Genomic DNA, 23,654 nt, shown 5'->3' on the forward strand with positions numbered 1-23,654 from the left:
TTACATTTTCTTACGCATCCTAGCGACCGGAATATCTAATTGCTCTCTGTATTTTGCAACGGTTCGTCTGGCTATGGGATAGCCTCTTTCCTTTAAAATATCGGCTAATTGATCATCCGGAAGCGGTTTCTTTTTGTCTTCTTCTTCAATTACATTTTGAAGAATTTTTTTAATTTCCAACGTTGAAACATCTTCTCCTTGGTCATTTTTCATTGATTCTGAAAAGAATTCTTTGATTAATTTAGTTCCGTAAGGTGTTTCCACATATTTGCTGTTTGCTACGCGGGAAACGGTTGAGATGTCTAATCCAATCATATCGGCAATGTCTTTAAGAATCATTGGGCGAAGTTTGGTTTCATCACCTTCTAAAAAAAACTCTTGTTGATAATGCATGATGGCATTCATTGTTACAAATAAGGTTTCTTGACGTTGTTTAATTGCGTCAATAAACCATTTGGCTGAATCTAATTTTTGTTTGATAAATTGAACGGCATCTTTTTGAGCACTGGATTTGTCACGTGAATCTTTATAAGTGCGTAACATATCCTGATAATCTTTTGAAACATGAAGTTCCGGAGCATTCCTTCCATTAAGCAATAGTTCGAGTTCTCCCTCAACAATTCGAATGGTAAAATCAGGAACAACGTGTTCTACCATTTTATTATTTCCGGTAAAAGCTCCACCCGGTTTTGGATTCAGTTTTTCAATTTCTTCAATCGCTTTTTTTAATTGCTCTTGTGAAACACCATATTTATGTAAAAGTTTATCGTAATGCTTTTTAGTAAACTGATCAAATTGATTTTCTAAAATATCAATTGCTAAATCAACATATTCTGTGGGTGTTTTATGCTTCAGTTGCAATAATAAACATTCTTGTAAATCACGAGCTCCAACACCGGAAGGTTCCAATTCATGAACGATTTGTAAAATGCGTTGAACATTCTGTTCGTCAGTATAAATACCTTGTGTAAATGCTAAATCGTCGACAATATCAGCAACTGTTCTTCTGATATAACCCATGTCATCAATGCTTCCAACTAAGAACTCAGCAATATCACGATCTTCATCAGAAAGGATGAAGGTGTTTAATTGATTGATTAAATCCTGATGAAAAGTTACCGGAGCCGCAAAAGGTGTTTCACGCTCTTCGTCATCATCACTATAATTATTGGCTTGTAATTTATATTCCGGGGTTTCATCATTACTCAAATATTCATCAATATTGATGTCTTCAGCATCAATACGATCATATTCGTCTTCTTCATAATCGTCGAATTCTTCTTTTTCAAAATCATCCGCAAATTCATCTTCCTCTTTTCCTCCTTCTAAGGCAGGATTTTCATTCATTTCCTCTTTCAGACGTTGTTCAAAAGCCTGCGTAGGCAATTGAATTAACTTCATCAACTGAATTTGTTGAGGAGATAATTTTTGAGATAATTTGAACTGTAGATTTTGTTTTAACATTGTTTTATTTATTGTTTGGAAGTTTAAGGTTTCAAGTTTCAAGTTGTCGAACGTACAACAACTTGAAACTTTAAACTTGAAACAATTTTAGAACTCGGCATTCTGAGGAGTTCTAGGAAATGGTATCACATCACGAATATTAGTCATTCCGGTTACAAATAGCACTAAACGCTCAAAGCCTAGTCCAAAACCGGAGTGAACGGCTGTGCCAAATTTTCGTGTATCTAAATACCACCATAATTCTTCTTCGTCAATTCCTAAAGCTTTCATTTTTTCAATCAAGACATCGTGACGTTCTTCTCTTTGTGATCCGCCAACAATTTCACCAATGCCAGGGAATAAGATGTCCATAGCTCGAACGGTTTCTTTTCCTGGTTCCGTATTGTCATTTAAACGCATATAAAACGCTTTAATTTTAGCCGGATAATCAAATAAAATCACAGGACATTTAAAGTGTTTTTCAACTAAAAAGCGTTCATGTTCACTTTGTAAATCGGCACCCCATTCGTCAATAGCGTATTGAAATTTTTTATTTTTATTAGGTTTTGAATTTCTTAAAATGTCAATTGCTTCAGTATATGTCACGCGTTTGAAATTGTTATCAAGGACAAAATTTAATTTATCCAATAAGTTCATTTCGCTGCGTTCAGCTTGTGGTTTATTTTTTTCTTCTTCTATCAAGCGTTGCTCTAAGAATTTCAAGTCATCTTGGTGTTTATCCAGCGTATATTTAATCACATATTTGATAAAATCTTCCGCTAAATCCATATTATCCGCCAAATTATTGAAAGCTACTTCCGGTTCAATCATCCAAAATTCAGCTAAGTGACGAGAAGTATTGGAGTTTTCAGCCCTAAAGGTTGGTCCGAAAGTATAAACCTGACCTAAAGCCATCGCATAGGTTTCAGCTTCTAATTGTCCGGAAACGGTAAGATTGGTTTCTTTTCCAAAAAAATCTTCCTTATAATTTACTTTCCCCTCTTCAGTTCTTGGTGTTTTATCGAAAGGAAGAGCGGTAACTTTAAACATTTCTCCTGCACCTTCTGCATCTGAACCAGTTATGATTGGCGTGTTCACATAGAAAAAACCTCGTTCCTGAAAATATTGATGTACAGCAAATGATAGCGTGGAGCGTACTCTCATGATAGCTCCAAAGGCATTCGTTCTGACACGTAAATGTGCATTTTCCCTTAAAAATTCCAAAGAATGTTTTTTAGGTTGCATTGGAAATTTCTCCGGATCTGAATCGCCTAAAATTTCCAATTTAGTGACCTGAATTTCAACTTTTTGGCCTGCTCCCTTACTTTCAATCAATGTTCCGGTCAATGAAATTGCTGCACCGGTGGTTATTCTTTTTAATAGTTCTTCTTTTGTGTTTTCAAAATCGACAACACATTGGATATTATGAATGGTTGAACCATCATTTAAGGCAATAAATTGATTGTTTCTAAATGTTCGAACCCAACCTTTTACTTTTACTTCGGTTTGAACAGGAGTGGCATTTAATAATTCAATAACTTTCGTGTGCTTCTTCATTTTAAATAAGTTTTCAATGCAAATATACTAACTGGGTACTATTTTTTTTATGATTTTAATTCGGTTTCTTCATCTTCTTCTACTAAAATATCTATAGTAGGTTCTATAAACTCTTCTTTGTTGGCAATTGTTTTTTCTAATGAAAGCAGTAAGGCAGGTAGTAAAATTAGATTAGAAAACATCGCGAAAAGTAGCGTTGTCGAAATTAATCCTCCTAATGCAACTGTTCCTCCAAAACTGGAAATCATAAAAACGGAAAAACCAAAGAATAATACGATTGATGTATAAAACATGCTTACGCCGGTTTCCCGCAAAGCATTAAATACCGACTTTCTGATTTTCCAATTGTTTGCCTTTAATTCCTGACGATATTTTGCTAAAAAGTGGATAGTGTCATCAACAGAGATTCCGAAGGCGATACTAAAAACTAATATTGTTGAAGGCTTTATAGGAACACCTAAATAACCCATTAAACCTGCTGTCATTATTAAAGGCAACAAATTCGGTAAAAGAGAAATTATAATCATTTTAAATGACCTGAATAAATAGGCCATGAACAATGAAATCAGAAAAATAGCAAATATCAATGATGAAACTAAATTATTAACTAAATAATTAGTTCCTTTTTGAAACACCAATGCTTTCCCTGTTAAAGTTACGGTGTATTTTTCAGGAGGAAAGACTTTATTTATTTTGTCCCATAATTTTTCCTCTATTTTTTCCATTTTATCCGTGCCGATGTCTTTCATGAAAGTGGTAATTCTGGCATATTGACCTGTAGAATCCACATAGCTTTTCATGAAATTTTCTTTCTTGTTTTTAGTTGCATTTTTGGCATACGATAAAATAAAACCTTGTTCTTGTGCGGTAGGTAATTCGTAATATTCCGGATTGCCATTGTAATAGGCTTGTTTGGAATATTTTACAACATTTACAACCGACATTGGACTTGAAAGTTCAGGAATATCAGTTATAACCTCTTGAATTTCATCCATCTTTTTTAAAGTGGATAATTTCATGACCCCTTTTTTGCGTTTAGTGTCAATCATGATTTCTAAAGGCATGATGCCATCAAATTCTTTTTCAAAGAAGACAATATCTTTAAAGAATCCGGTTTTTTTTGGCATATCTTCAATTAAACTTCCGGAAATCCTCATTTGATAAATACCAATAATACCAATAACAAGCAAAGTAATAGAGGTAGCATAAATTGAAATCCGATTATTTTTAACTGTTTTTTCAATCCAATTTACAAATGAAGTGGTATACGTTTTATTTAAATGTTTAAGGTGCTTATCCTTTGGCAAAGGCATGAAACTGTATATAATAGGAATAACCAACAAACATAAAATAAACAGTAAAACGATATTGATAGAAGCTACAATACCAAATTCAGTAAGTAATTCACTATCGGTAATGATAAAAGTGGCAAATCCGGCAGCCGTAGTTAAGTTTGTCATTAAGGTTGCATTGCCCACTTTTGAAATTACCCTTTGCAATGATTTTGCTTGATTACCGTGATTTTTTATTTCCTGTTGGTATTTATTAATCAAGAAAATACAGTTTGGAATTCCAATGACAATAATCAGAGGAGGTATTATTGCTGTTAAAACAGTAATCTCAAACCCTAAAAGCCCTAAGGTTCCAAACGACCACATTACGCCAACAATTACAATACACATGGAAATAATTGTGGCTCGATAACTTCTAAAGAAAAAGAAAAAAATCAGTGAAGTGACTAATAAAGCAGCTCCAATAAATATTCCGATTTCGTCAACTATGTTTTGAGAATTTAACGTTCGGATATAGGGCATCCCCGAAACTTTTAAATCGATGTTAGTTGTTTTTTCAAACTTTTCAACTTCCGGAATAAGCACTTTTTCAATAAAATCTTTCCGAATACTGGTGTTTACAATTTTTTTATCTAAATAAATTGCTGACCGAATAGTGCCGGTTTTTTTATTAATTAATAAATGTTCATAAAAGGGTAATTCTTCAAAAAGTTCTTTTTGACGGGCAATTAGATAATCCGGGTCATTTGATTTTGATTTATTTATAAAATCAATAAATTCGAACGTTTCAAGCGTTTCGTTTTTATTTAGTTTTTTTAAATCATCAACAGAAATAATAAGTTCTACTTCTTTTGATTTTTTTAATGTTTCCATTAATTGAGTCCAAGCAGAAAAGTTCTTTGGGGTGAAAAAAGTCGAATCTTTTATACCAATAACAATCAAATTACCTTCTTCACCAAATTTGTCAAGAAAGTCATTATACTGAAGGTTTATTTCATGATGATCAGGAAGTAGGTTTGCTTCAGTGTAAGTGAATCGCATGTTTTTCCATTGCAGTGCTAAAAACACCGTGAATAGAAAAATGATGGAAAGTATTGTTATTCTATTTCTAAGGATTATTCGGGCAACTGACTCCCAAAAACCCACGCTAAACCATTTGGACATAGGATTATTTTATCGGATGCAAAGGTAATGAAATCAATACTAAGTTAAGTTTTTTAACTAAAATTAATCTTTCTTAAAAATTTGATGTTTGAAAAAAGACCAAGCACTATTATCCTTTTTAAAATCCTAAATCAAAAGTAAAAGTTATTTTAATAGCTATGTTGTCTTCAAATTTACTCAATTGATTTGGCCCGTAGCGATAATATCCGCCTAATCCAAATCCGTACAAAATATGATTTAATTCTATGCCAGATTCAAAATAACCTTCATTCAAAGTTTTGTATTCAATCCCTAAGTGCTGTTCAGGGTTGTCCATATTTCCCCAAGCCATGCGGGTTACTAAAGCTAAAGAAGGTTTCACTTTTGGGAGAATTTCGATTCTTTTAAAACCATGTTTTAAATGTAATATGAAATATCGGCTAGAAAAAAATTCATTATAAAACATGGTTTCAAAACTATTTTCACCGGCAACAGTGATTCGTTTTAAAATTGAACTTCTATCAAGATTATTTGGAGAAGAGCTATAAAGATGAGTAATAGGCACATCGCCAAGTGCTAAACCGGATTGTAATAAAAAAGTAGATTTTTGACCGTTTAAGAATTTCTTTTGGTATTTAAATCGAAAGTCAATTTTTGTATAATCGAAATCATTTCCTAATGAATTTGGAATAGTTTGGGTTACTTGAAGGGTAAAAACAGGAAATCTTTTTTCAATTTCTATTTTTCCGGTTGGGGTTTGCATAAAATCACTAAATGGATTCCATTGTAATGAAAGTGAGGCAGTTGTCATGTTGAAAACGGAATATTCTTTTCCGTCATTATAAAATAGATAATTAAATAATGGAGTAATTTTAGCTTGTGAAAATTGCCAAATGCTTTCTGATTTTGGCAATAATTTGCTTTCTATAAACCCATTCCAGGTTTGATGATGGTAGAAGGTGTTCACGTTGATGGGACGAGGATCATAAATTTTGAAAACTCTTTTATCAATCGTAAATTTTGTGCTACCAATCTCTTGTACATCATCGGTATAATTTACGCCCATCCAAGTGTTTGAGAACTCATCAAAACGTTTGGCTCCACCAATTTTATATTTCATGGCTTCGTCTTTCAAGCCGTAAGCCGCATACCCTTCCAATCTATATTTTACAGAAAGTTTCTCGTTGGTTTTTCCGCCAATACCAAAACGAAAACCCTCATAATTATTATAACTGATAAGGTAGCGTAAATCAAAATCAAAAAAACCAAGTGGAGCATAGCCATTGATTATTTTTCTGCCAAAAAATAATTTTGAATCAACGCCTTTTCTATAAGCCAAACTGTCTAATGATTTATAGGTGTTTTTACTTCTAAAATCTAAACTGTCCGTGCGATATAAATTCCAAAAATCACTTGTTTTATTTACAGCATCTTTATTGATTTCAATAACTACAGAAGAACGTTTGATGTCTACCGGAACATTAAATTCCCGTTCAAAAAAATAGGATTCGGAATGAATATATGAAAAATCGGTTGGCCCTTTTTTCTTTTTCAATCCCATTTCTTCATAATCACCTTCAAAAAAAATAGTTCCGCCTAAAATTTTTAAAGGATCGTCATTTTGACCTTTTACGACGGTAAAGTCATTGTTTTTTGGAAACCAAAGATTCTCCTGCTTTATAAATTCAAATTCATGAATGGAGGTGATGTCTAATATGCCTCTAATTCTTATAATTGCTTTTGCCAAGCCAAAATTTTCTGCATCAATATAGAGTACGCCTTCAAGTCCTTTTTGATTTATTTTCTTTTTATTTTTAAAATAAAGAACATAGCAATCACGTTGAGCTATTTTTACAGAGGATAAAAATTTATAGTCATAATCTTTTAATCCGGTTTTTGAAATAGGACTGACATACTTTGTCTCAAAAAACTCGTATTTTTCATCGTAAAGCGAAAAAGATTGTAAATGAAAACCAATTATTTCATAGAGTGAATTTTTGAACCCGGACATTTTAGTACCTAAAACTGTTTCTTTCACTTTTTGATTTTCTTGTTGAAATAAGGAAACTTTTTCAGTTAAAAACAAATGTTGTTTGGTAACCAGTTTTTTGAATTTATAATTAGAAGAATCAATTTTAATGTCATTCTTTTTCCCAAAATAAATACTGTCAATTTTTCCACTGATTGAATCGGGATTGGCCGTAACTATTAATTTATTGTAAATTTTAAATTGAAAATTCGATAATTTTTTTTGTGGATTATTGAGGTCTTGTTTTTCGATTACCTTTTCAATAAGAACGGCGGCTTCGTCATTTTCAGAGGCTGGTAATGTTGCGTTTAAGTTTGTTTTTTTGGGAATTAATAAAACACTTAAGTGCTTTTTGTCTTTAATGTAGAGTGTTAGTGTTTCATAACCAATATAAGAAATTATCAACGAATTTAGGGTTGAATTACTGGAAATTTCAAATTTTCCGGTAACATCTGAAGTAGAAATAATTCCTGTGTTTGTTTCAATCGTTACAAAAGGAAGGGGTTTTTGATTTGTTTGGTCTTTTATAATTCCGGTTATTCGAAATTGTGCCTGAACACAAACCGAACAAAAGAGAAAAATAAAAAGTAAATGTTTCATAGCATGAAAAAACCAAACACAAAAGTACTTTATAAAATCAAAAAATCCACTCTTTCAAGTGGATTTAGATTTAAACTTTCATGATTTCTGCTTCTTTGTGAGCGAGTAAATCTTCTATTTTCTTGATGTAAGTGTCTGTTAATTTTTGAATTGTTTCTTCAGCATCTTTACACATATCTTCAGAAGTTCCGTTTTTCTCTTCTTTCTTAATATCAGAATTGGCGTCTTTTCGGGCGTTTCTTATTCCTATTTTAGCATCTTCAGCTTCTGATTTGGCTTGTTTTACTAAATCACGACGACGTTCCTCGGTTAAGGCCGGAACCGAGATGATAATATTATCACCATTATTCATTGGGTTGAATCCTAAGTTGGCCACTTGAATTGCTTTTTCAATCGGATGTAGCATGTTTTTTTCCCAAGGTGTAACCGTAATGGTTCTGGCATCAGGCACATTAATATTTGCTACTTGTGATAAAGGGGTTTGAGAACCATAATAATCTACAAAAACACCACCCAACATTTGTGGAGTTGCTTTTCCGGCTCTGATGTTTAAAAATTCTTTTTCTAAATGAGCAATAGAACCATTCATGTGTTCTTTTGCCGTATCAATAATAAATTCTATTTCTTCCGTCATTTTGATAAATTTTTTAGATTTATATAATTATGATAATTTGAAATGATTATTCTACCTTTTTATGCAATTGAACAATCTATATTGTGACAGTTGTTCCAATAGTTTCACCATTACATACTTTCAATAAATTTCCCGGTTTATTCATGTCAAACACAATAATAGGTAATTTGTTTTCTTGACTTAAGGTGAAAGCCGTTGTATCCATTACATTTAGTCCTTTGCTTAATACTTCTTCAAACGAAATATAATCAAATTTCACAGCATCTTTATTTTTTTCAGGGTCGGCATTATATACGCCATCAACTCTGGTTCCTTTTAAAATTACATCAGCACCAACTTCTACTCCTCTCAATACCGCAGCGGTATCTGTTGTGAAATAAGGATTTCCTGTACCGGCACCAAAAATAACAATTCTTCCTTTTTCTAAATGACGAACGGCTCTTCTTTTAATGTAGGGTTCCGCAATAGCTTCAATTTTTAAAGCGGTTTGTAATCGGGTGAGCATTCCGGCTTCTTCCAATGCTCCTTGTAAAGCCATTCCATTAATAACGGTGGCAAGCATACCCATGTAGTCTCCTTGCACTCTGTCCATACCATTGCTGGCTCCGGCAACACCTCTAAAAATATTTCCTCCTCCAATAACGATAGCAATTTCTACTCCTTGACTGTGAATTTGTTTGATTTCCTGAGCATATTCTGCCAAACGTTTTGGGTCAATACCATATTGACGGTCACCCATTAATGCTTCGCCACTTAATTTGAGTAATATTCTTTTGTACTTCATGAGTTGTGCTTGATTTTGTGGTGCAAATATAAAGAATAAATGATTTTATTTTTGAAAATTGTATATGGGTTTCTGACTATGTTTTTAATTTCTGACTATTTGTTGGTTTTCTTCTGTCTTTTTATTGAATTTAGTTTCTAATTTTGCGAAGTGTTATAAATGTTACAATTTAAGATTATAATGTAGCCTACTTTTGTGTCCTAAAACCTAAGTTTATGAAAGAGATTATTAAAAAAAGTTTAGAGAAAAGTTTTTCTTATACAGAATATAGAAATCATGTTTCCAATAAGCTTGCTCAGGGAGAAGTTACCGGGAATGAACAATCTGAACATTTATTGAAATACAGTGAATTAAATGTAGTTCGGATGAATCGTTTGGATAAAACATTAACAGTCCATGAAGACGTTTCAGAAAAAATAGCGTCTATAAAATCAAAATTAATTTGGTTAGTTTTGTCCGAAGGATGGTGTGGTGATGCCGCTCAGTTGTTACCAGTAATTAATAAAAAAGCTGAGCTTTCAGAAAATATAAAGTTGAAAGTTTTATTGCGTGATGAAAATGAGGAATTAATGAATCAATTTCTTACCAATGGAGGAAAAGCTATTCCTAAATTAATCATTATAGAAGAAGAAACCTTAGAGGTTTTAGATCATTGGGGACCAAGACCTGAAGGAGCTTCAAAATTAATAAGTGATTATAAAGCGACACATGGAATTGTGGACGAAATTGCAAAAACCGAATTGCAAAAATGGTATTTACAAGATAAAGGATTTAGTACGCAAAAAGAGATAATTGAAAAAGTAGAAGAAATAGAAAAGCAATTAGTTTAATTTTCCAATTATTTTTATTTTATCAGAAGTGGAAATACCACCGGGATTGCAACCGGGTTTTCCTTCCGGAATTTCTATTCCAATATTTTTATAGTATTCAACCCATGCCGGAAAAAAATCATTTGAATTAGGTTTTTTAAAAGTCATGGGCTTTAATTCAAAAAAAGGTTTACCGTAGGCTCCTAAAAAAGCATCATAAATGAGTTCAGAACAATAGTATTTTCCGTTGTCATACAAATAATCATCATCATAGGGAATTCCAATTTGTTGATTTGAAAACGAAATAACTTGAGGAATTACTTTTTTATATTTAGATTTTACTCTTCCAATCAACATCGTGTTTTGCGTGTTTTTTGAAAATTGTTCTAATGTAACTTTACGAACGGCATTTCCGGCCGCTTCAATTACAAAAACAGAATCATTTTGAATGTATACTAAACCTAAATGACTAAAATCATTCCCGTTATAACCTTCTGTAACGGCATGAATGGCTTCGCATAATTCACCACAATCCATTTTTTGAAAAAGGAGGTCACCCGTTTTTAATTTACTTTTTTGAGCAATTAAAAGGATCGGAATTAGTAATAAAAACCAACTAATTTTCGTCATGATTTATCATTTGTTTTTCGAATTCTTCCGGCGAAATTGCGTTTAAAACATCAAAATCCCCAATTTTCATTCTACGTAAAACAGCTAAATGAGCACCTGAATTTAAAGCTTTTCCATAATCATTCGCTAACGAGCGAATATAAGTTCCTTTGCTGCAAACTACTCGAAAGTCAATTTCCGGCAATTCTATTCGGGTAATTTCAAATTCGTGAATAGTCGTTTTTCGGCTATCCATTTCTATTTCGGCTCCCGCACGAGCATGCTCATACATTCGGATGCCGTCTTTTTTGATGGCAGAAAAAACGGGAGGTTTCTGATCAATTTCGCCAATAAATTGAACTAAAGTGTTTTGAATTAAATTTTCATCAATATGATTAATTGGAAAGGTTTGATTGATTTCTGTTTCCAAATCATAGGATGGCGTTGTGGCTCCCAGCATGAAAGTTCCGGTATATTCTTTAGATTGGCCTTGAATTTCGGTGATTCGTTTGGTGAATTTTCCGGTGCAAATAATCAACAATCCGGTGGCTAGTGGATCTAATGTACCGGCATGACCGATTTTGAATTTTTTTGGAAGTCCTAACTCGCGTTTCAACGTATATTTCAATTTGTTCACTGCCTGAAACGAGGACCATTTTAATGGTTTGTCGATTAAGAGAATTTGTCCGTCAAGAAAATCTTGTGCACTTTTCAAAATCTTTTATTTGTTGAGGGAAAAATAAAGTAATAAAATAACTCCTGCGACAATACGGTAATATCCCCAAGGTTTAAAACCGTATTTTTTGATCACTTCAATAAAAAGTTTGATGGCTAATACGGCTACAATAAATGCAATCACATTTCCAATTAAGAAAAATTTAATGTTGTCACCTTGCAACAAAAGTTCATAGCCTTTTAATTGAGTAACTTCATAGGTTTTTAAAAACAAAGAATATACGGTTACCGCTAACATAGTGGGAACTGCCAAAAAGAAAGAGAATTCGGCGGCAGTGGCTCTTGTCAATCCTTGTTGCATTCCGCCAATGATTGAGGCTGCACTTCTACTGGTTCCGGGCATCATGGCTAAACATTGCCAAAAACCAATAATTACCGCTTTTTTTATAGTAATTTCTTCTTCAGTTACTACTGTTGGATTTTGAAAACGATTGTCAACAAACAACAAAATAATACCACCCAATATCAACACTATAGCAATTGGAATAGGATTTCCTAAAACAGCATCGATTTTATCGTCAAATAATTTTCCTAAAATTAGTGCCGGAATTACAGCCACCGCTAATTTGATGTAAAAGTTAAATTTGGAAAAATCGAAAAACTTTCTCCAATATAAAAATACAACAGCCAAGATAGCTCCAAATTGAATGGAAACCTGAAACAATTTTACAAAATCATCTTCTTGAATACCAAAATAGGAACTTGTAAAAATCATATGAGCGGTAGAAGAAACAGGTAAATATTCTGTTAAACCTTCAACAACGGCAATGATTATTGCTTGTAATAAATCCATTTTATTTCTTAGGATTTTTCATAATAGCATAAATAACAACTCCAAATCCTGCTAAAACAACCGTTGGAGCCAAACGAATTCTGCGGAAATTATAAATATCTTCGCTAAAAACTTTTGGGTCATCGCTACCGCCACCACTCATTAAAATAAAGCCTAAAGCAATAATTCCAATTCCAATTAATAGAATTTTATAGTTTATTTTTTCAAACAGAAATTCCTGTTTTTGTTCGTTTTTACTACTCATTTTGTTTTTGTAAAATAGGTTGTTAATACAAATCGTCTGTTCTTAGATTCAAGAATTTTTGTGTTGCAAAGAAAGTGCTGAACCAGGAAATTAAAACACCTAAAACTAAAACACCCAGCAAAACGGCTCCAATCATCAGTTGATCATCTAAAATTCCCAATTTTGGGAAATTAGCATCTATATAAAATAAAACACCAATTATAGCAACAATCGCTAATAAAGCTCCAACGACGCCCAGTTTGATACTTCGCATGATAAAAGGTTTACGTATAAACGATTTTGTAGCTCCAACCATTTGCATTGTTTTGATGATAAAACGGTTGGAATAAATGGATAATCGCATAGAACTGTTAATTAGTAAAACAGCAATTAAAGCTAAAAAACCGGTGATTACTAAAATCCAAAAGGTGATTTTTTTGATGTTATCGTTTACCAAATCAACTAAATGTTTGTCGTATACAATATCTGAAATAAATTTATTTTCTTTAAATTTTTGTTCAATGGTTTTAATGCTGTCTGCTTGAACAAAGTCGGCTTTCAAATTAATGTCGTATGAATTTTGCAACGGATTAAAGCCTAAAAACTGCATAAAATCCTCACCAATAATGTCTTTGTGTTTGGAAGCGGCCATTTCTTTTGAAACAAAAGTATCGGTTTTCACAAACGCAGATTCTTTGAGCATCATCCCAAAAGCTTTCAAAACACTATCGTTGGCATTATCTTTAAAATAGACAGACATAGGAATTTCTTCCTTAAAGTCATTAGAAATTTTCTTAGAATTTATGACAAATAATCCTAAAATGCCAAGTAAAAAAAGCACTAAAAAAACACTTAGAACTACTGAAAAGTAGGAAGAAATGAGTCGTCTTTTTTGATATTTTTCAAATGAAGATGCCATAGAAAAGATTTTAAGCGGTAAAATTAAAAAAGAAATTGGTTAAACCACAGTTTATAACGCTCAAAGTTTTGAGTTTAGTACAATAAACGTAAATTTGCCCTTTTAAAAACCTTAGCAACTCAGAACCTTAGTTTCTCAGTATCATAGAACATGAAATACTTCCACGAACAAATCGAAGCCAAATGGCAAGAATATTGGGCTAAAAATCAAACATTTTCAGCACAAAATAATGCTGACAAACCAAAATATTATGTACTCGATATGTTTCCTTATCCGTCCGGTGCCGGATTACATGTCGGACATCCATTGGGTTATATCGCTTCCGATATTGTGGCTCGTTATAAAAGACACAAAGGTTTTAATGTTTTGCATCCGCAAGGATATGATTCATTCGGACTTCCGGCAGAGCAATACGCCATTCAAACCGGTCAGCATCCGGAAAAAACAACGCGTGAAAATATTGCCCGTTATCGTGAGCAATTAGATAAAATTGGTTTTTCATTTGATTGGAGTCGCGAAGTTCGTACTTCCAATCCTGAATATTACAAATGGACGCAATGGATTTTTATTCAATTGTTTGATTCGTATTATTGTAAAGTAGCCGATAAAGCTTTTCCTATTTCTGAATTGGTAAAGGTTTTTGAACGAGAAGGGAACAGCAATGTCGATTTAGTCTGTGATGATAGAGTGGAACTATTTTCAGCAGCACAATGGAATACTTATTCATCCGAAGAAAAGCAAGCAATTTTATTAAAATACCGTTTAACTTATTTGGCAGAAACAGAAGTAAACTGGTGCCCGGCTTTAGGAACTGTTTTAGCTAACGATGAAATTGTCAACGGTGTTTCCGAACGCGGTGGTCATCCTGTCATTCGAAAAAAAATGACGCAATGGAGTATGCGAATTTCAGCCTATGCCGAACGTTTGTTGCAAGGATTGGACACGATTGATTGGAGTGAAAGTATTAAAGAAAGTCAACGAAATTGGATAGGGAAGAGTGTTGGGGCTTTAGTAAAGTTTCAGGTTTTAGGTTCAAAGTTTCAAATTGAAGTCTTCACTACAAGACCCGACACCATTTTTGGTGTAACCTTCATGACATTAGCTCCCGAACATGAATTGGTTTCGCAAATCACTACTCCTGAACAAAAAGCAGCCGTTGAAGCCTATGTGGAAGCAACAGCCAAGCGTTCTGAGCGTGAAAGAATGGCTGATGTAAAAACCATTTCAGGTGTTTTTACCGGAGCGTATGCGGAACATCCATTTACCAAAGAACCCATTCCGGTTTGGATTGGCGATTATGTGTTGGCAGGTTATGGAACCGGTGCCGTAATGGCCGTTCCTTGCGGAGATGATAGAGATTATGCCTTTGCTAATTTCTTTAAAGGAAGTATGGGAATGCCTGAAATTAAAAACATTTTCAATCAAGATATTTCTGAAGCAGCTTATGGAGAAAAATCAGGTTTTGAATTAGTAAACTCCGATTTTTTGAATGGTTTAGGATACAAAGAAGGAACCAAGAAAATCATTGAAGCTTTGGAAGCGATTGGTCAAGGAAAAGGTAAAACAAATTACCGTTTACGTGATGCGGTTTTTTCGCGTCAACGGTATTGGGGCGAACCGTTTCCGGTGTATTATGTGAATGGATTGCCTCAAATGATTGATACGAAACATTTGCCAATTATCCTTCCGGAAGTAGAAAAGTATTTGCCAACGGAAGACGGGCAGCCACCTTTAGGGAATGCAACCGATTGGGCTTGGGATACAAAAGAATTACGAATTACGAATTGTGAATTAATTGACAATGAAACGATTTTCCCTTTAGAATTGAACACCATGCCGGGTTGGGCGGGAAGTTCATGGTATTGGATGCGATACATGGATGCTCACAACGAAAATGAATTTGCCAGTCAAGACGCCTTGAACTATTGGGAAAATGTAGATTTATACATTGGCGGTAGCGAACATGCCACCGGGCATTTATTATACTCCCGTTTTTGGAATAAATTTCTAAAAGATCGCGGATTTATCACACCCGAAGAACCGTTTAAAAAATTGATTAATCAGGGGATGATTTTGGGGATGAGTGCGTTTGTTTATAGAACATATTTTGAAGTGAAGTGGGCTGAAGTTGGAGATTCAAAAGTTGAAATGTCAGAACTTTTTAAAAAATTAATCATTCAGTTTCCTATATTTTTTTCAAAATCAATTAAGGACAGTATAGAAAAGGGTAACATTAATGAGGAATTAAATAATAGAATTTCAACAATTGAAAAAAAGTTTGAAATTATAATAAATGAAAGAATTTCTGACTTAGATAATTGTAATGTTGATATAATTCTAGATTTTACTCCAATCCACGTTGATTTATTAGTTATAAATGATGTCACCAACGAATTAGACATTGAAAAATTCAAAACACATCCTTTATATTCCGATTATAAAGACGCGGAATTCATTTTAGAAGACGGCAAATACATCGTCGGTCGCGAAGTCGAAAAAATGTCCAAATCCAAATACAACGTCGTGAATCCCGATGATATTTGTAATCAATACGGAGCCGATACGTTACGATTATATGAAATGTTTTTGGGTCCACTCGAACAAGCCAAACCATGGAACACTGCAGGAATTACGGGAGTTTCCGGTTTCTTAAAAAAGCTATGGCGTTTGTATTTTGACGACAATGGTTTACTCGTAACCAACGAAGAACCAACAGCAGAAATGTACAAATCTTTGCATAAAACCATCAAAAAAGTAACGGAAGACATTGAAAATTTCTCATTCAACACTTCGGTTTCGCAGTTTATGATTTGTGTGAATGAGTTGGCACAAGCAAAATGCAATCACAGAAAAATTTTAGAACCCTTAGCCATTTTAGTTTCACCTTACGCTCCGCACATTGCCGAAGAATTATGGAGTCAATTGGGTCACGAAGGTTCGGTTTCAACAGTTATATTTCCGGTTTTTGAAGATAAATATTTAGTAGAATCTGAAAAAGAATACCCGGTTTCGTTCAACGGAAAAATGCGTTTTACCATTAAATTACCTTTGGATTTAACGGCTGCTCAAATTGAAGAAATTGTAATGGCTGATGAGCGAACACAAGCACAATTGCAAGGCAGAACTCCAAATAAAGTAATTATAGTTCCTGGAAAAATCATCAATTTGGTAGGCTAAGCCCTGACAAAATTGCAGAATTGTTAAGAGAAGTATAATTGGTTCATAATTTGCTATATATTTTGTAATTTTAAATTTTAAAATAAAAAGTATGTATTGGATATTAATAATCGCAATTATGGGAGCCAGTTGGCTCGTGAGTAATCGTTTGCAAAGCAAGTTTGACCAATATTCTAAATTGCATTTGCAAAACGGAATGAGCGGAGCTGAAATTGCAGAAAAAATGTTAGCTGATCATGGTATTCGTGATGTTCGTGTTGTTTCTACACCGGGAAGATTGACAGATCATTATAACCCTGCAGACAAAACAGTGAATTTGAGTGAAGCAGTTTATAACCAACGAAATGCTGCGGCGGCGGCTGTTGCTGCTCACGAATGCGGTCACGCAGTTCAACATGCAACTGCTTATTCTTGGTTAACCATGCGTTCAAAATTAGTTCCGGTTGTGAGTGTTGCTTCTCGTTTTGTGCAATGGATATTATTAGCCGGAATTTTGATGGTAAACACCTTCCCGCAATTGTTGTTAGTAGGAATTATTATTTTCTCCATGACAACTTTGTTTTCAGTAATCACTTTACCCGTAGAATATGATGCCAGTAACCGTGCCTTAGCTTGGTTAGAAAACAAACGAATTGTGAATCAACAAGAGTTAGCAGGTTCAAAAGATGCATTGAAATGGGCTGCCAGAACCTATGTGGTTGCTGCAATTGGTTCTATAGGAACATTACTTTACTATGTGATGGTTTATATGAACCGAAGATAAAAAAAGTATAAATCAGAATCCGTTACGAAAGTAACGGATTTTTTTTGTTTCAGGTTTTACAACTTGAAACAAAAATACTATAACTGTATCTGTCTTTCAATTTGTTGTTCCAAAGAAATGAACGTTTCTGTTCGAGAAACCCCGTCAATAGGCTGGATTTTTTTATTCAATAATTGCATCAAATGTTCGTTATCACGACAAATAATTTTGATTAATATACTCCAATTTCCGGTGGTATAATGACATTCCAGTACTTCGGGAATTTTTTTAAGTTCTTTTACAGCTTCTGAATTACTAGAAGCTTTGTCTAAATAAACACCAATAAAAGCCATGGTTTTATACCCTAGAACTTTGTTGTTTATGATAAATTTTGAACCCGAAATCACTCCGGCATCTTCCAGTTTTCGTAGCCGTTGATGAATAGCTGCTCCGGAAATCCCTATTTTATTAGCAATTTGTAAAATGGGTTTTCTGGCATCTTCCATCAAATCACGAAGAATTTCTTTGTCGATTCCATCTATTTCAATTTGAAGGGAATTGATTTTCATAGTTTTAAATTTTAATCAAAAATAACAAAAATAGATAATAAGTAAGTAAAATTATAAGTTTTGATTTAAAACAGTAAGTACAATAATTTTCTTTTTTTTACGATTTATCAGTGATATTAGGTTTCCTAGTCAAAAAAAATTAAATTTGTTAACCTACTTGAATAAAAGAGTTAGTTTAAATCAATTTGTAATCGTATGAAAAACTATTTTTACTTCTTTTTGTTGTTGCTAACTAATGTTGCATTATCCCAAGAACCTAATCCGGAATCAAATTCTGCATCGATCAAGGGAACTTTAGCGAATCAATTTGATTATGTAATCCAAAAATCAAATAATTTTCAAGAGTATAAAGTGGTCAAACGAGATTATCTGATGTTATTAAAAAAGAACAGTTTAGATTCCGTTGGTAGATTCAAAAATGAGTTTATAAGTTTAAAAAGTCAATTTTCTAATCATGCTTCCATTGTTGCTCAACTTAAAGACACTTTAAAAGCTACAAATGAAGAATTAACAACCTTAAAAACTGCACAAGATAATGTTTCGCTTTTTGGAAGCCCAATCAGTAAAAGCAACTATAATATTGTGATGTGGGGAATTGTTATTGTATTGTTTTTAATTTTGATTGTTTTTTTATTCCAACTTAAAAGTGCTAAAGCGATTGCTCACGAAGTAAAAAATAATGTTGAAAAAATAGAAGAAGAGTTCGAAGATTACAAGCATAAAGCATTGGAAAAAGAACAAAAATTAGGACGTCAACTTCAGGACGAAATTAATAAACACAAGTCTTCTAAATAAAATTTTTAACTTCCTACATTATTTGGGTTATAACCCATGTAAGGCACTTCTTTTTCAATAAAAATTACACCAAAAGTTTCTAATTCGTTTAGAATAGGTTCATAAACTTCTTTTTTAATTGGTAATTGAACTCCGGGGGTTTTTATGTTTCCATTTAAGATTTGAAGTGTTGCCATTGCTACCGGTAATCCTACCGTTTTAGCCATAGCAGTATAAATTTGGTCATCGCCTAAACAAACCATAGTGCTGTCAATTTGTTTTTGCTGACCATTCAATTCATAACCAAATTTGTGGTACATCACAATCATATCTTTATCATTTGGTTGTAAAGCCCATTTTTCAGCTAATATTTTTTCCAGAATTTGAGCAGGAGTGGCATTTTTTAGTTCTATTTTTTTTGAGGAATCAAATAAATCAAGCTCCATAAACTTATCCCAAATTACATCATCCTGATCAATTTTAAGATAATGGCGGAGTTTTAATTCAACAGAATCCGTTGGATGATAAGCTAAAAAAGAATTTGTAAAATCTCGGTAACTCATATTTTCTGAGTTTTCCATGGTATAACCGTCGTCCGTCATTCCTAATTGGACTAACATATCCCAAGCTTTAGAAAAACCAACACGTCTAAGGGTTCCTCGATACATAGTTAAAATGTTATCTAAACCATAAATACTTCTGTATTTCAAAGAATCACGATTAGCATATCCTTCGAATCGACCGAATCCTTCTACTTCTAAAAATTCAGTTCTGCGGAATAATTTGTTGTAAGGAATGTATTTATATTTACCTTCCTGTATGAATTTAGAAACACCGCCTTGCCCGGCCAAAACTACATTTCTTGGGTTCCAGGAAAATTTATAATTCCATAAATTAGTGTCGCTTTCAGGGGCAACCAATCCGCCACAAAACGATTCGAACTGAATCATTTTTCCTCCTTTTTCCCTGATTTCATCAATTACTTTCATCGCACTCATGTGGTCGATACCCGGATCTAAACCAATTTCGTTCATGAAAACCAAACCATTTTCTTTGGCTTGAGCATCCAATTCTTGCATTTTTGGGCTTATATAAGAAGCCGTAACCATGTGTTTTTTGAAAATAATGCAATCTTCAGCTATTTCCACATGAAGATGAGCCGGAAGCATTGAAATGACAATATCTGCTTTTCGAATTTGCTGTTGGCGTTCTTCTATATTTGCAATATCCAATTGAATTGGCGTTGCGTTAGGATGATTATTAGTCTTTTTTTGAGCTAATTCTAATGATAAATCAGCAATTATTAAATGCAAACGCTCTGTTTCAGCTTTGTTTAATAAATATTTTATTAGGGATGAAGCCGATCTTCCGGCACCAATAATCAGGATAGTTCTCATGTTGTCTTTCGGTAAAAATCACACGAAAGTAAGCAAATGTTATATTTCTAACAAATTTAGGTGTGTTAATTCTTTTTATGTGTATTGGATAAAACCTAAATTTGTACTTCAATTTATATTTATGGACAGAAAAATCATTTTAACAGCCACCTTTTTAGGAACTATGTCTATTGTACTTGGAGCTTTTGGAGCACATGCTTTGAAAGACGTTCTCGCGGAAAATCAACTCATTACTTTTGAAACGGGCGTTCGTTATCAAATGTATCATGCCTTCTTTTTATTGTTTTTGGGAACAACTTCCTTAGTACCCGAAAAAACAAAAAAGATAATTTTATATTTAGTTTTAGTCGGTATTTTATTTTTTTCAGGGTCTATCTATTTATTAGCCACAAATTCACTTACAAGTATTGATTTTAAGTTTGTTGGACCAATTACACCTATTGGAGGATTGTTATTAATTGCTGCCTGGACTGTGCTTTTTTTATATTTTTTGAAACGAAAAGGATAAAATATTTATAATTCTTCAATCATAATGAATTAATTTTTACTTTTGCCAAATAATTAAACACAACTAAACGGTAAATTTATGGAGACATACGCTCAATTTACGAAATCGATTTCGTTAGAAAAATACGGTATCAAAAATACACAAGAGATTATTTACAATCCTTCTTTTGAATTTTTATATAAAGAAGAATTAAGTTCCAATTTGGAGGGATATGAAAAAGGACAGTTGTCAGAATTAGGAGCTGTAAATGTAATGACGGGAGAATTTACAGGAAGATCCCCAAAAGACAAGTATATTGTAGAAGATGAGGTAACTAAAGATACGATTTGGTGGAATTCTCCAAAAGCTCCAAATGATAACAAACCAATTTCTACAGCTACATGGAATGCTTTAAAAGAAACAACAGTAAACCAACTTTCCGGAAAACGCTTATTTGTAGTTGATGCATTTTGTGGTGCCAATGAAAACACAAGATTGAAAGTTCGTTTCATTATGGAGGTAGCTTGGCAAGCACATTTTGTGAAAAATATGTTTATTCGTCCAACTGAAAAAGAATTAGAAAATTTTGGAGAACCTGATTTTATAGTGATGAATGGTTCAAAAACTTCTTTTAAAGATTATGCAGCACACGGATTGAACTCTGAAGTTTATGTTGCCTTTAACTTAACGGAAAAAGTTCAAATCATTGGAGGAACTTGGTATGGTGGTGAAATGAAAAAAGGCTTGTTCTCGATGATGAATTACTATTTACCATTACAAGGGATTGCTTCCATGCATTGTTCTGCAAACAAAGGGAAAGACGGTGATGTAGCTGTTTTCTTTGGTTTATCCGGAACAGGAAAAACAACCTTATCTACTGATCCAAAAAGAGAATTAATTGGCGATGATGAGCATGGTTGGGACGATGAAGGCGTTTTTAACTTCGAAGGTGGATGTTATGCCAAAACGATTGATTTAAGCAAAGAAAATGAACCGGATATTTACGGAGCTATCAAAAAAGATGCTTTGTTAGAAAACGTAACGTTAGATAAAAATGGAAAAATCGATTTTAAAGATGGTTCTGTAACACAAAACACACGTGTTTCTTATCCTATTAATCATATTCAAAATATTGTAAAACCAGTTTCTAAAGCGGGTCATGCAACCAAAGTTATTTTCTTAACAGCAGATGCTTTTGGTGTTATGCCACCGGTTTCTAAATTAACACCGGAACAAACAAAATATTATTTTCTTTCCGGATTTACAGCAAAGTTAGCCGGAACAGAAAGAGGAGTTACTGAACCACAACCTACTTTTTCGGCCTGTTTCGGAAAAGCGTTTCTGTCACTTCATCCAACAAAATATGGTGAAGAATTAGTTAAAAAGATGGAAGATCATAAAGCTACAGCTTATATGGTTAACACCGGATGGAATGGAACCGGGAAACGTATTTCCATAAAAGATACCAGAGCAATTATCGATGCTATTCTTGATGGTTCAATTGAAAAAGCAGCATCAAAAGTAATTCCTATTTTCAATTTTGAAGTGCCAACAGCTTTACACGACGTAAACCCCGCCATATTAGATCCAAGAGATACTTATTCAACTGTTGCTGAGTGGAATGAAAAAGCAACGAATTTGGCTGGATTATTTGTTAAAAATTTCGTACAATATACAGATAATGAAGAAGGACAAAATTTAGTGAAGTCCGGACCTCAATTATAATTTTACACTAACTAACCAAACGAAAAGAGTCCCGCAATTTTGTGGGACTCTTTTTAATTTATAGTAAAGGTAATTTTATTTGTCTTTATTGGTTTTGGCAATGTATTTTTCTAGAGCCATTGTCATTGATGGTGCTTCCGGTGAAGGAGCCATAATATCAACACGTAAACCATGTTCCAACGCTTCTTTTTGAGTAGTACTTCCGAAGACAGCTATTCGAGTATCATTTTGTTTAAAATCAGGAAAGTTTTTAAATAATGATTTAATTCCGGTAGGACTGAAAAAAGCTAAAATGTCATAATAAACATCAGCTAAATCAGACAAATCACTCATTACAGTCTTATAAAAAATTGCTTGTGTCCAATCTACTTTAAGGTTATTCAACGTTTGTGGAATATCAAAATTTAATTGGTCAGATGCCGGTAATAAGAATTTTTCTTCTTTATATTTTTTTATCAAGGGAGATAAATCGACAAAATCTTTTTGACCCACATAAATTTTACGCTTTCTGTAGACTACATATTTTTGAAGATAAAAAGCTACTGCTTCCGATTGACAAAAATATTTCAAATCTTCAGGCACTTTATAACGCATTTCTTCGGCCACTCTAAAAAAGTGGTCAACAGCATTTCTGCTGGTTAAAATGATTGCCGTAAAATGATTCAAATCGATTTTTTGGCTTCTTACATCCTTTGATGGAACACCCTCGATATGAATAAAGGGTCTAAAATCGATTTTTACTTTATGCTTTTGCATCAGCTCAAAGTAAGGAGAATTTTCTACTTTTGGTTCTGGTTGTGATACCAAAATTGTTTTCACTTTCATATCGGACTTGTTGTAAAACTAACGTCTTGTAAACCAATAATACATAAAATAGTAGGGGGCTATTTCAAGGGCACAAAGATACAAAATAAAATAAAACATCTTACTAAATAGTATACTTTGATATGCTTTTAATGAAACGAGGTATGTAAAGGTATTAATAATCAATATGATAGCAAGAATTCCATAGATGACAATAGTGGAAGAAATCTCGTTATAATACAAAATAATGTTAATCGGTAATAAAAAGAGGCCTACAAATGTTCGATAACTCACTTTTTGAAGATTAAATTGCTCAATAAAGTCTTCAATTTTAAACGAGGTAGCAATTATTTTTTCTACCAAATATTTAGATAAAACAAAGACACCCAACAAAGTAATAATCTGAATA

21 protein-coding genes are annotated in these 23,654 nt (G+C 33.2%); 6 read left to right on the forward strand and 15 right to left on the reverse strand.

What is annotated here, in order from left to right; genetic code table 11:
• The 6 genes from rpoN to pyrH form a co-directional block, all read right to left on the reverse strand.
• A complete protein-coding gene (gene rpoN / locus C0512_RS04750; protein WP_290859328.1) occupies positions 1–1,464 on the reverse strand; it encodes an RNA polymerase factor sigma-54 in 1,464 nt (487 codons plus the stop codon).
• An 87-nt stretch (positions 1,465–1,551) separates the two neighbouring features.
• Complete coding sequence (gene asnS / locus C0512_RS04755) at positions 1,552–3,000, reverse strand: asparagine--tRNA ligase (protein WP_290859329.1); 1,449 nt, start codon at positions 2,998–3,000, stop codon at positions 1,552–1,554.
• A gap of 47 nt (positions 3,001–3,047) precedes the next feature.
• On the reverse strand, positions 3,048–5,456 hold the full coding sequence (locus C0512_RS04760; protein ID WP_290859331.1) for an MMPL family transporter: 2,409 nt from the start codon (positions 5,454–5,456) through the stop codon (positions 3,048–3,050).
• Between the two features lie 118 nt (positions 5,457–5,574).
• The gene (locus C0512_RS04765) at positions 5,575–8,064 is read right to left on the reverse strand and encodes a DUF5686 family protein (protein WP_290859332.1); all 2,490 of its coding nucleotides are present in this window, start codon (positions 8,062–8,064) and stop codon (positions 5,575–5,577) included.
• 70 nt (positions 8,065–8,134) lie between these two features.
• Positions 8,135–8,698 carry a ribosome recycling factor gene (gene frr / locus C0512_RS04770; RefSeq protein ID WP_290859333.1) on the reverse strand — a complete coding sequence of 188 codons (564 nt, stop codon included), beginning with the start codon at positions 8,696–8,698 and terminating at the stop codon, positions 8,135–8,137.
• 76 nt (positions 8,699–8,774) lie between these two features.
• A complete protein-coding gene (gene pyrH / locus C0512_RS04775) occupies positions 8,775–9,482 on the reverse strand; it encodes a UMP kinase (protein ID WP_290859334.1) in 708 nt (235 codons plus the stop codon).
• Positions 9,483–9,697: 215 nt separating this feature from the next.
• Here pyrH and C0512_RS04780 point away from each other — a divergent pair, with 215 nt between their 5' ends.
• Positions 9,698–10,312, forward strand: a complete 615-nt coding sequence (locus C0512_RS04780; protein ID WP_290859336.1) for a thioredoxin family protein — start codon at positions 9,698–9,700, stop codon at positions 10,310–10,312.
• Here the strand turns inward: C0512_RS04780 and C0512_RS04785 are convergent.
• From C0512_RS04785 to C0512_RS04805, 5 genes are read right to left on the reverse strand one after another with little or no spacing between them, the layout of a single operon-like run.
• Positions 10,304–10,921 carry a YiiX/YebB-like N1pC/P60 family cysteine hydrolase gene (locus tag C0512_RS04785; RefSeq protein ID WP_290859338.1) on the reverse strand — a complete coding sequence of 206 codons (618 nt, stop codon included), beginning with the start codon at positions 10,919–10,921 and terminating at the stop codon, positions 10,304–10,306. The genes C0512_RS04780 and C0512_RS04785 overlap by 9 nt on opposite strands.
• Entirely contained in the window at positions 10,908–11,618 is a 711-nt protein-coding gene (gene truB / locus C0512_RS04790) for a tRNA pseudouridine(55) synthase TruB (protein ID WP_290859362.1), read from the reverse strand. The genes C0512_RS04785 and truB overlap by 14 nt, the downstream gene beginning before the upstream one ends.
• A gap of 3 nt (positions 11,619–11,621) precedes the next feature.
• The gene (locus C0512_RS04795) at positions 11,622–12,428 is read right to left on the reverse strand and encodes an undecaprenyl-diphosphate phosphatase (RefSeq protein WP_290859340.1); all 807 of its coding nucleotides are present in this window, start codon (positions 12,426–12,428) and stop codon (positions 11,622–11,624) included.
• Between the two features lies 1 nt (position 12,429).
• The gene (locus tag C0512_RS04800) at positions 12,430–12,672 is read right to left on the reverse strand and encodes a DUF3098 domain-containing protein (protein WP_290859342.1); all 243 of its coding nucleotides are present in this window, start codon (positions 12,670–12,672) and stop codon (positions 12,430–12,432) included.
• 22 nt (positions 12,673–12,694) lie between these two features.
• Entirely contained in the window at positions 12,695–13,570 is an 876-nt protein-coding gene (locus C0512_RS04805) for a permease-like cell division protein FtsX (RefSeq protein WP_290859344.1), read from the reverse strand.
• A gap of 150 nt (positions 13,571–13,720) precedes the next feature.
• Between C0512_RS04805 and C0512_RS04810 the strand changes: the two genes are divergently transcribed.
• Together C0512_RS04810 and C0512_RS04815 are read left to right on the forward strand one after the other, a co-directional pair.
• Positions 13,721–16,747 (forward strand): leucine--tRNA ligase, encoded by a 3,027-nt coding sequence (locus C0512_RS04810; protein ID WP_290859346.1) that lies wholly within the window; start codon positions 13,721–13,723, stop codon positions 16,745–16,747.
• Between the two features lie 91 nt (positions 16,748–16,838).
• A complete protein-coding gene (locus tag C0512_RS04815) occupies positions 16,839–17,510 on the forward strand; it encodes a zinc metallopeptidase (RefSeq protein WP_290859348.1) in 672 nt (223 codons plus the stop codon).
• Between the two features lie 77 nt (positions 17,511–17,587).
• Here C0512_RS04815 and C0512_RS04820 read toward each other — a convergent pair whose 3' ends face one another.
• Positions 17,588–18,058: an Lrp/AsnC ligand binding domain-containing protein gene (locus C0512_RS04820; protein WP_290859350.1), complete on the reverse strand. Its 471-nt coding sequence runs from the start codon at positions 18,056–18,058 to the stop codon at positions 17,588–17,590.
• Positions 18,059–18,253: 195 nt separating this feature from the next.
• On the opposite strand from C0512_RS04820, the gene C0512_RS04825 reads away from it, so the two are divergent.
• Positions 18,254–18,853: a tRNA (guanine-N1)-methyltransferase gene (locus tag C0512_RS04825; RefSeq protein WP_290859352.1), complete on the forward strand. Its 600-nt coding sequence runs from the start codon at positions 18,254–18,256 to the stop codon at positions 18,851–18,853.
• Positions 18,854–18,858: 5 nt separating this feature from the next.
• Here the strand turns inward: C0512_RS04825 and C0512_RS04830 are convergent, their stop codons facing one another.
• On the reverse strand, positions 18,859–20,229 hold the full coding sequence (locus tag C0512_RS04830; RefSeq protein WP_290859354.1) for a saccharopine dehydrogenase C-terminal domain-containing protein: 1,371 nt from the start codon (positions 20,227–20,229) through the stop codon (positions 18,859–18,861).
• Positions 20,230–20,350: 121 nt separating this feature from the next.
• Here C0512_RS04830 and C0512_RS04835 point away from each other — a divergent pair, with 121 nt between their 5' ends.
• Positions 20,351–20,737: a DUF423 domain-containing protein gene (locus tag C0512_RS04835; protein WP_290859356.1), complete on the forward strand. Its 387-nt coding sequence runs from the start codon at positions 20,351–20,353 to the stop codon at positions 20,735–20,737.
• A gap of 78 nt (positions 20,738–20,815) precedes the next feature.
• On the forward strand, positions 20,816–22,441 hold the full coding sequence (gene pckA, locus C0512_RS04840) for a phosphoenolpyruvate carboxykinase (ATP) (protein ID WP_290859358.1): 1,626 nt from the start codon (positions 20,816–20,818) through the stop codon (positions 22,439–22,441).
• A gap of 75 nt (positions 22,442–22,516) precedes the next feature.
• Here the strand turns inward: pckA and C0512_RS04845 are convergent, their stop codons facing one another.
• Positions 22,517–23,266: a uroporphyrinogen-III synthase gene (locus tag C0512_RS04845; RefSeq protein WP_290859359.1), complete on the reverse strand. Its 750-nt coding sequence runs from the start codon at positions 23,264–23,266 to the stop codon at positions 22,517–22,519.
• 18 nt (positions 23,267–23,284) lie between these two features.
• The coding region (locus C0512_RS04850) for a DUF4271 domain-containing protein (RefSeq protein ID WP_290859360.1) at positions 23,285–23,654 on the reverse strand (370 nt) is incomplete at its 5' end.

It is taken from the genome of Flavobacterium sp. (assembly GCF_013822155.1).
Classification (GTDB): domain Bacteria; phylum Bacteroidota; class Bacteroidia; order Flavobacteriales; family Flavobacteriaceae; genus Flavobacterium.